Source organism: Streptomyces sp. WAC06614, assembly GCF_003949795.1.
Lineage (GTDB): Bacteria > Actinomycetota > Actinomycetes > Streptomycetales > Streptomycetaceae > Streptomyces.
In genome coordinates this window covers 1-9,340 of record NZ_RPRY01000275.1, presented here as the reverse complement: position 1 = coordinate 9,340, position 9,340 = coordinate 1, and the positions used below count along the sequence as shown (strand labels likewise).

The following is a 9,340-nucleotide window of genomic DNA, read 5'->3' as shown; positions in this document are numbered from 1 at the left end:
ATGCCCGACATCTTCTCGACGGTCTTGACCGCGCAGGCGGCGCCGCCGATGGTGAACGACTCGTTGAACATCTGGCGGGCCCCGCCCGGGTTCGTCCTGCCGTTGGACATCTGGCACGGGGGCCGGGCTACTGCACCAGGGAGCCGGTGGAGCCCTTGTCGCCGGCGGAGTTCTCGGTGGCCGCGGGCGGGATGGGCTGGTCCTTGAGCAGGGCGTCCCAGACCAGCTGGGTCTCCTTGGTCAGGGGGGCGACCCGGTCCGGGTCGATCCGGTCGGCGCCCACCGGCAGCGTGATCATGTGCATGTTCGAGGAGTCGATCCCCTGGAGCCCCGCGGCGAAGCTCATGAGCGATTTCACGTCACCGAGCTTGCTGTCGGTGGTGATCGCCTTGGTGGAGGTGTCGGCGAGGTCGAGCAGGCGCTTGGGGTCGTCGAACACGCCGATCCCCTTCACCTGCTTGATCAGCGCCTTGATGAAGGCCTGCTGCACCTGTATTCGGCCGAGGTCGCTGCCGTCGCCGATGGTCTTGCGGGTGCGGACCAGGCCCAGGGCCTGCTCGCCGTCGAGCTTGTGGGTGCCGGCGGGCAGGTCGAGGTGGCTGCCGTAGTCCTTGATCGGCTTGGTGGTGGTGACCTGGACGCCGCCGAGCTTGTCGATGATCTTCTTGAAGCCCGTGAAGTCGACCTCGATGTAGTGGTCCATCCGGATGCCCGACATCTTCTCGACGGTCTTGACCGCGCAGGCGGCGCCGCCGATGGTGAACGACTCGTTGAACATCTGGCGGGCCCCGCCCGGGTTCGTCCTGCCGTTGGACATCTGGCACGGGGGCCGGGTGACCAGGGTGTCCCGGGGTATGGAGACGATGCTCGCCGCCTTGTGGCCCTCGTACAGGTGGACGATCATCGCGGTGTCCGAGCGGGCCGAGCCGCCGTCGTCCTGGCCGTACTCGGCATTGGCGCCTGCCCGGGAGTCCGAGCCGAGGACCAGGATGTCCATCGAGCCGTTGTCGATGTTCTGCGGCCGGTCCTTGCCGAGGGCGGCGTCGATGTCGACGCTCTTGATGTTGCCGTTGAACTTCACGTACAGGTACCCGAGGCCCGCCCCGCCCAGGACCACCACGCCGGCCGCCGTCCAGGCCACCACCCGCAGCGCCCTGCGCCGTGGCTTGCGACGCCGGCGACCGCCCGTCGCGTGGCGGCCGCGGTCCGTGCTGTCCTCGCTCATGGTCTCCTCAGTCCTGTCCATCGGCCGTACGGCCCTCGACGCCTCCCCGTTCGTCCGACAGCACAGACGGTGGAACCCGGTCAAAGGTTCCGGAGCGCGGCTGTGAGGTCCGCCGGCGCACCGCGAGGTCCGCCCGCACAAAGGCCCGCCCCCCGCCGCGGTGCGACGGGGGGCGGGCCCTGGGTGATCAGTCGTTGTTGACGGCCCCGGGGGTCGTCTTGGCGATCTGCATCAGGAACTCGGCGTTCGACTTCGTCTGCTTCATCTTGTCGAGCAGCAGCTCGATGGCCTGCTGCGAGTCGAGCGCGTGCAGCACCCGGCGCAGCTTCCAGACGATGTTGAGCTCCTCCTGGTTGAGGAGGATCTCTTCCTTGCGCGTACCGGACGGGTCGACGTCGACCGCCGGGAAGATGCGCTTGTCGGCGAGCTTCCGGTCGAGCTTGAGCTCCATGTTGCCGGTGCCCTTGAACTCCTCGAAGATCACCTCGTCCATGCGCGAGCCGGTCTCGACCAGCGCGGTGGCCAGGATGGTCAGCGAGCCGCCGTCCTCGATGTTGCGCGCGGCACCGAAGAAGCGCTTCGGCGGGTACAGCGCGGTCGAGTCGACACCACCGGACAGGATGCGGCCGGAGGCGGGCGCCGCGAGGTTGTACGCGCGGCCCAGACGGGTGATGGAGTCCAGCAGGACGACCACGTCGTGACCCAGCTCGACGAGGCGCTTGGCGCGCTCGATGGCCAGCTCGGCGACCGTGGTGTGGTCCTCGGCCGGGCGGTCGAAGGTCGAGGAGATGACCTCGCCCTTGACCGACCGCTGCATGTCGGTGACCTCTTCCGGACGCTCGTCGACGAGGACGACCATCAGGTGGCACTCGGGGTTGTTGTGCGTGATCGCGTTGGCGATCGCCTGCATGATCATGGTCTTGCCGGTCTTCGGCGGAGCCACGATCAGACCGCGCTGGCCCTTACCGATCGGCGAGACCAGGTCGATGATGCGGGTGGTGAGCACGCCCGGGTCGGTCTCCAGGCGGAGCCGGTCCTGCGGGTAGAGCGGGGTGAGCTTGTTGAACTCGGGGCGGCCACGGCCGGATTCGGGGGCCATGCCGTTGACCGAGTCCAGGCGCACCAGCGCGTTGAACTTCTCGCGGCGCTCGCCCTCCTTCGGCTGGCGCACGGCACCGGTGACGTGGTCGCCCTTGCGCAGGCCGTTCTTGCGGACCTGGGCGAGGGAGACGTAGACGTCGTTCGGGCCGGGCAGGTAGCCGGAGGTCCGGATGAACGCGTAGTTGTCGAGGATGTCGAGGATGCCCGCGACGGGGATCAGGACGTCGTCGTCGGCGACCTGCGGCTCGCCGGGGCCGAACTCGTCGCGGCCACGACGGCCACGGCGGTCGCGGTAGCGGCCGCGACGGCCACGACGGCCGCTCTCGTCGTCGAAGTCGTCCTGCGGACCGCTGTCGCCACGCTGCTGCTGGCCCTGGCCGCGGCCGCCGCCCTGCTGCTGGCGGTCCCGGTCCTGGCGGTCCTGGCGGCCCTGACGGTCGCCGCCCTGCTGGCCCTGGCCCTGCTGGCCGCCGGCCTGCTCCTCGCCCTTGCCCCGCTCGCGGCGGTCGCGCTGGCGGTCGCCGCGCTCGCGGCGGTCACGGCGGCTGCGGCCCTCGCCGGCCTCCGGCGCGGAGACGGCGGTGGCGGCCTCGGCCTTGGCCTCGGTCTGGGCGGCGGGCGCGGTCTCGGCCTTCGCCTCGGTCTTCGGCTCGGCGACGACCGTGGTGGCGGCGGCCGCGGAGGCGGACTCCGGGCTGCCGGAGGGCGCGGTGGCCCGACGGCGGCGGCGCTCGCCGGCCGGGGCGTCGTCACCGGCGGCCGGCTGGCCCGGGATCTCGATCTGCGCCGGGACGGCCGCCTTCTCGGCGGCGGGGGCCTCGGCGGTCTCGCCGGTACGGGCCTTGCTGGTGGCACGGCGCTTGGGCTTGGCCTCGGCACCGGCCGCGGTGTCCGCGGCCTTGGCGGCGCCGCCGGCGGCCTGCGCCTCCTTGATGACCTCGATCAGCTGGCTCTTGCGCATCCGCGCGGTGCCCCTGATACCGAGGCCCGACGCGACCTGCTGCAGCTCGGCGAGGACCATGCCCTCGAGGCCGGTGCCGGAGCGGCGTCGCTTGGGTGCGGCGGTGCCCGCAGCGGGGGCGCTGGTGTCGACGGTGGTGTCGGCAACGCCCATCAGATCGGTGGTGTCGCTCACGAAGGGTCCTTCCCTGGAGCGGACGTCGGCCTGTCTGGCTCGGCGACCGGTTGTGCTGTCCGACCTCGGTCCTAGGTGTGTGGACCGTGCCGGGGCGGTGGTCCGCCGGTGCGAAGTACGGCGGAGGGAGATACATGCATGGGTTTCGACGCGTTGCCCCCCAGCTGGAAGCGTGGGTATGTCACGCCGATTCCGGAGCGGGCTCGAAACTGCCTGGCAGCGATCAAAGCAGTTGGGGAGGCTCCCGGAAGAAAGGTGGTCCCTGATGGGGACACTGAGCACCGAGCCGTGGCGGCTTTCGATGCGTACTTGAGATTAACACTACCGGATCCAACAGACATTCCCCCTCTCACTCACCGGCAATCGCGCCCTTCCGCGCGGGAGGCCTGCCCGGCCGCCCGCCCCTTCGGCCGGCTTTCGTTCCTGCTGGTCCCCGGGACCGGGCCGCCTGGCGGCCCGTCCGGGCACCCGGCCCTAGCCGCCCGGGGTGCCGAGCGGAAGGACGCTCGCGCCCGCGGCGTCGAGAGCCAGCCGGTTGGCCGCCCACCCCTCGCCCGCGAGCTGCGCGACCTTGTCGGCCGCGTCGTGGTCGGCCAGCGCGAGGACCGTGGGGCCCGCGCCGGAGATGACCGCGGGCACACCGTCCGCCCGCAGTCGGTTCACGAGTGCCACGCTCTCGGGCATGGCCGGAGCACGGTACTCCTGGTGCAGCCGGTCCTCGGTGGCCGGCAGCAGGAGCTCGGGACGCCTGGTCAGGGCCTCCACCAGCAGGGCCGCCCGCCCGGCGTTGGCCGCGGCGTCCACGTGCGGGACGGTCCGCGGCAGCAGGCCCCGGGCGGTCTCGGTCAGGACCGGCTTCGACGGGACGAAGACCACCGGAACGATGGAATCCGAGGCGTCCATCCGGATCGCCCTGGCGCTGCCGCCGTCCATCCACGCCAGGGTGAAGCCGCCCAGCAGACAGGCGGCGACGTTGTCGGGGTGGCCCTCGATCTCGGTGGCCAGTTCGAGCAGCGCGGCGTCGTCGAGCCGGGCCTCGCCGCCTATGGTCACGGCGCGGGCGGCGACGATGCCCGCACAGATGGCGGCGGACGAGGAACCCAGGCCCCGGCCGTGCGGGATGCGGTTGGCGCAGACGACCTCCAGGCCGCGCGGCTGCCCGCCGAGCAGGTCGAAGGCGGTGCGCATGGCACGGACGAGGAGGTGGCTCTCGTCGCGCGGGAGGGTGTCGGCGCCCTCACCGGCGATGTCGATGGTCAGGCCGGAGTCGGCCACCCGGACGACGACGTCGTCGTAGAGCCCCAGGGCCAGGCCCAGGGCGTCGAAACCCGGGCCGAGATTGGCGCTGGTGGCGGGGACGCGCACCCGTACGGCGGCGGCGCGGAACGCTGGACCGGCCATCGCTCGATGACACTCCTTGTGACTGTGCGAGATCCTCGCGGGATGCCCGCGGGGAGATCTTTCGCTGCGAATGTACTGGAGAACGTACGACACCCGAAGGCCTACGCGGCAGCACCGCGTCGTGGGCGCGGTGGCGGATGTAAGTACAGCGTATCGAAGGAAGGTTCTGTCGCGACATAGGGCGCACGGGAGGCGCACGATGCGTGTCGCGGGGTGACGCGGGCCTTTTGTCGGCCTACGGCCCCGCTTGCCGGGTTCCGCTCGGCGGCGGAACCCGGCAGCGGGGGTGCGTCAGACCAGGCCGAGGCGCACGGCGGCGGCCTCGGCGTCCACCGGAACGGTGACCGGCTGCGGAGCGCCGGCGATCGCCCAGTCGGGGTCCTTCAGGCCGTTGCCGGTGACGGTGCACACGATCGTCTGGCCCGGGTCGACCTTGCCCTCCTCGGCGGCCTTGAGCAGACCGGCCACCGACGCGGCCGAGGCAGGCTCGACGAAGACGCCCTCCTGGGAGGCCAACAGGCGGTAGGCCGCCAGGATCTGGCGGTCCGTCACCTCGTCGATGAAGCCGCCCGACTCGTCCCGGGCCGCGAGCGCGTGGTCCCACGAGGCCGGGTTGCCGATGCGGATGGCGGTCGCGATGGTGTGCGGCTCCTTGACCGGCTCGCCGCGCACGATGGGCGCGGAGCCGGAGGCCTGGAAGCCCCAGACGCGCGGGGTGCGGGAGGCCAGGCCGTCGGCCCGGTACTCCTTGAACCCCTTCCAGTACGCGGTGATGTTGCCCGCGTTGCCGACGGGGAGCACATGGATGTCGGGGGCGTCGCCGAGCGCGTCCACGATCTCGAACGCGGCCGTCTTCTGGCCCTCGATGCGTACCGGGTTGACCGAATTGACCAGCGCCACCGGGTAGTTGTCGGACAGCCGGCGGGCGAGGGTCAGGCAGTCGTCGAAGTTGCCGTCGACCTGGAGGATCTTGGCGCCGTGGACGAGGGCCTGGCCCATCTTGCCGAGGGCGATCTTGCCCTGCGGGACCAGCACGGCGGAGACCATGCCGGCGCGCACCGCGTACGCCGCCGCGGAGGCGGAGGTGTTGCCGGTGGAGGCGCAGATCACCGCCTTGGCACCCTCCTCCTTGGCCCTGGTGATCGCCATGGTCATGCCGCGGTCCTTGAAGGACCCGGTGGGGTTCGCGCCCTCGACCTTGAGGTGCACCTCGCAGCCCGTGCGCTCGGAGAGGACCTGCGCGGGGACGAGCGGGGTGCCACCCTCACGGAGCGTGACCACCGGCGTCGTGTCCGTGACCGGCAGCCGGTCGCGGTACTCCTCGATGATGCCGCGCCACTGGTGGGTGCGATTGCTGCTCATGGGTCCTTACTCCCCTTCAACACGCATGATGCTGGCGACACCGGCGACGGTGTCGAGCTTCCGCAGCGCCTCGACGGTCCCGGAGAGGGCGGCGTCGGGGGCCCGGTGGGTGACGACGACGAGGCTGGCCTCGCCGTCCTTTCCCTGCTGCCGGACGGTGTCGATGGACACACCGTGCTCGGCGAACACCGTCGCCACCTGCGCGAGGACACCCGGCTTGTCCGCCACATCGAGGCTGATGTGGTAGCGGGTGACGACCTCGCCCATGGGGCTGACCGGCAGCTGGGTGTACGCCGACTCGCCGGGCCCCGTTGCCCGGTCGAGCTTGTTGCGGCAGACGGCGACCAGGTCGCCGAGCACGGCCGAGGCGGTCGGCGAACCGCCCGCGCCCGGGCCGTAGAACATGAGCCGCCCGGCGGCCTCCGCCTCGACGAAGACCGCGTTGTAGGCCTCGCGCACGGAGGCCAGCGGGTGGCTGAGCGGGATCATCGCCGGGTGCACACGGGCGGTGACGGACCCGCCGTCGGCGGCCCGCTCGCAGATCGCGAGCAGCTTGATGGTGCAGCCCATCCGCTTGGCGGAGGCGAAGTCGGCGGCGCTGACCTCGGTCATCCCCTCGCGGTGGACGTCGTCCAGCCGGACCCGGGTGTGGAAGGCGATGCCCGCCAGGATCGCGGCCTTGGCGGCCGCGTCGTAGCCCTCGACGTCGGCGGTCGGGTCGGCCTCGGCGTAGCCCAGGGCGGTGGCCTCGTCGAGGGCCTCCTGGTAGCCGGCGCCGGTGGAGTCCATCTTGTCGAGGATGAAGTTGGTCGTGCCGTTGACGATGCCCATGACCCGGTTGATCTTGTCGCCGGCGAGGGACTCGCGCAGCGGGCGGATCAGCGGGATGGCGCCGGCGACGGCGGCCTCGTAGTAGAGGTCCAGCCCGGCGGCCTCGGCGGCGGCGTGCAGGGCGGCGCCGTCCTGCGCGAGCAGCGCCTTGTTGGCGGAGACCACCGAGATGCCCTGCTCGAAGGCGGTGGTGATCAGCCCGCGGGCGGGCTCGATGCCGCCGATGACCTCGATCGCGACGTCGATGTCACCACGTTTGAGCAGCGCGGTCGCGTCGGTGGTGATCAGCGCGGGGTCGATGCCCTCGCGCACCTTGGAGGGGCGGCGCACGGCGACGCCGGCCAGCTCGACGGGCGCGCCGATCCTGGCCGTCAGATCGTCGGCGTGCGTCGTCATGATGCGCGCCACCTCTGAGCCGACCACACCACAGCCCAGCAGCGCCACCTTCAGCGGACGCGTACGCATCATCTCGACCTACGCCTTTCGATCAGCTCGATCATCCGAGTCGCCCCGGTCCGCGGAATTGCGGCCGGGTGTGAACCAGTCTCACGCAATGGACTGGACTTTCCATCTTCCGTCCATGGACTGAGACATCTATTTCATCATCCGAGGTCGAGTCGCAGGAGATCTTCCTCCGTCTCGCGCCGGACGATCACCCGCGCCGCCCCGTCGCGTACGGCGACCACCGGCGGGCGCAGGGCGTGGTTGTAGTTGCTGGCCATGGAGCGGCAGTACGCGCCCGTGGCGGGGACCGCGATCAGGTCGCCGGGGGCGAGGTCGGCCGGCAGGAACGCGTCCCGCACGACGATGTCACCGCTCTCGCAGTGCTTGCCGACGACCCGGCAGAGCACCGGCTCGGCGGTCGAGGCGCGCGAGACCAGGGCGACCGAGTACTCGGCGTCGTAGAGGGCGGTGCGGATGTTGTCGCTCATGCCGCCGTCCACGCTGACGTAGGTCCGCAGGCCCGCGAGCGGCTTGATGGTGCCGACCTCGTAGAGGGTGAAGGCGGTCGGCCCGACGATGGCCCGGCCGGGCTCGACGGAGATCCGGGGCGTGGTCAGGCCCGCGCTCTCGCACTCGCGCGCGACGATCTCGGTGAGCGCCTTGGCGATCTCGTGCGGATCGCGCGGATCGTCGTCGGAGGTGTACGCGATGCCGAGGCCACCGCCGAGGTCGATCTCGGGCAGCTCGACCCCGTGCTCGTCGCGCACGTCGGCCAGCAGTCGCACCACGCGCTTGGCGGAGACCTCGAAGCCGGCCATGTCGAAGATCTGCGAGCCGATGTGCGAATGAATGCCGATGAGCTCGAGGCTGTCGTGCCCGAGGGCCCGCCGCACGGCCTCGGCGGCGACGCCGTCTGCGACGGCGATCCCGAACTTCTGGTCCTCGTGCGCGGTGGCGATGAACTCGTGCGTGTGCGCCTCGACGCCGACGGTGACCCGGATCTGCACCCGCTGGCGCACCCCGAGCTCGGCGGCGACGTGCGCGACCCGGGCGATCTCCTCGAAGGAGTCGAGCACGATCCGCCCGACCCCGGCCTCGACGGCCCGGCGGATCTCGGCGAGGGACTTGTTGTTGCCGTGGAAGGCGATGCGCGAGGCCGGCATCTCGGCGGCCAGCGCCGTGGCCAGCTCCCCGCCGGAGCAGACGTCGAGGTTCAGCCCCTCGTCCCGCAGCCACCGCACGACGGCCTTGGACAGGAACGCCTTGCCGGCGTAGAACACGTCGGCGTCCGGCCCGAACGCGTGCGCCCAGGCCCGGCAGCGGGCCCGGAAGTCCTCCTCGTCGAGGAAGTAGGCCGGCGTCCCGAACTCCTCGGCCAGCCGCGTCACTTCCATCCCGCCGACCCGTACGACACCGTCGTCGCCCCGGTGCACGGTCTTGGCCCACACCTTCTCGTCGAGGCGGTTGAGGTCGGCCGGCGGCGGGGAGTAGTGGCCCTCGGGCAGGTCGGCTGCGTGACGGGGACCGGCGGGGTGTGCGGAACGACTCATGTCTCTTCAGATCTCTCTTACGCGATTCAGAGGTACTCGGGAGCGCCGATACCGAGCAGGGCCAGGCCGCCGGCCAGCACCGCCCCGGCGGCTTCGGCAAGAGCCAGCCGGGCACGGTGGGCGGCCGAGGGTTTCTCGTCGCCGAGCGGAAGCACGTGGTGCTGGAAGTCGAGCAACGCATCGGCCACCACGACCAACTGCCGAGCGAGCCGCTCGGGCGCCCGGTGGTGCGCGGCGGCGTCGAGCACGAGGGGGTGGTCGGCGAGGGCGCGCAGGAGGGCGGCTTCGGGG

The 9,340-nt window shown here is 71.4% G+C and carries 7 protein-coding genes; all 7 read right to left on the bottom strand.

All coding sequences use genetic code 11. The features are described from left to right. Positions 1-127: 127 nt before the first annotated feature. Positions 128-1,225, bottom strand: coding sequence for an LCP family protein (locus EF918_RS27525; protein ID WP_125651629.1), 1,098 nt, complete (start codon positions 1,223-1,225; stop codon positions 128-130). 187 nt (positions 1,226-1,412) lie between these two features. Then, positions 1,413-3,461: a transcription termination factor Rho gene (rho, locus tag EF918_RS27520; protein WP_125651628.1), complete on the bottom strand. Its 2,049-nt coding sequence runs from the start codon at positions 3,459-3,461 to the stop codon at positions 1,413-1,415. Between the two features lie 474 nt (positions 3,462-3,935). Next, a complete protein-coding gene (thrB, locus tag EF918_RS27515; protein WP_125651627.1) occupies positions 3,936-4,862 on the bottom strand; it encodes a homoserine kinase in 927 nt (308 codons plus the stop codon). 291 nt (positions 4,863-5,153) lie between these two features. Then, complete coding sequence (gene thrC, locus EF918_RS27510; protein ID WP_125651626.1) at positions 5,154-6,224, bottom strand: threonine synthase; 1,071 nt, start codon at positions 6,222-6,224, stop codon at positions 5,154-5,156. Between the two features lie 6 nt (positions 6,225-6,230). Then, a complete protein-coding gene (locus EF918_RS27505; protein WP_125651630.1) occupies positions 6,231-7,520 on the bottom strand; it encodes a homoserine dehydrogenase in 1,290 nt (429 codons plus the stop codon). 137 nt (positions 7,521-7,657) lie between these two features. Continuing rightward, on the bottom strand, positions 7,658-9,049 hold the full coding sequence (gene lysA, locus EF918_RS27500) for a diaminopimelate decarboxylase (protein WP_125651625.1): 1,392 nt from the start codon (positions 9,047-9,049) through the stop codon (positions 7,658-7,660). 26 nt (positions 9,050-9,075) lie between these two features. Beyond that, the coding region (locus EF918_RS27495) for a DALR anticodon-binding domain-containing protein (protein ID WP_260610732.1) at positions 9,076-9,340 on the bottom strand (265 nt) is incomplete at its 5' end.

Excerpts from the sequence above, each read along its gene's own strand:
- thrB (WP_125651627.1), bottom strand. The coding sequence starts at position 4,862 with ATGGCCGGTCCAGCGTTCCGCGCCGCCGCCGTACGGGTGCGCGTCCCC.
- EF918_RS27505 (WP_125651630.1), bottom strand. The coding sequence starts at position 7,520 with ATGCGTACGCGTCCGCTGAAGGTGGCGCTGCTGGGCTGTGGTGTGGTC.
- thrC (WP_125651626.1), bottom strand. The coding sequence starts at position 6,224 with ATGAGCAGCAATCGCACCCACCAGTGGCGCGGCATCATCGAGGAGTAC.
- lysA (WP_125651625.1), bottom strand. The coding sequence starts at position 9,049 with ATGAGTCGTTCCGCACACCCCGCCGGTCCCCGTCACGCAGCCGACCTG.
- EF918_RS27525 (WP_125651629.1), bottom strand. The coding sequence starts at position 1,225 with ATGAGCGAGGACAGCACGGACCGCGGCCGCCACGCGACGGGCGGTCGC.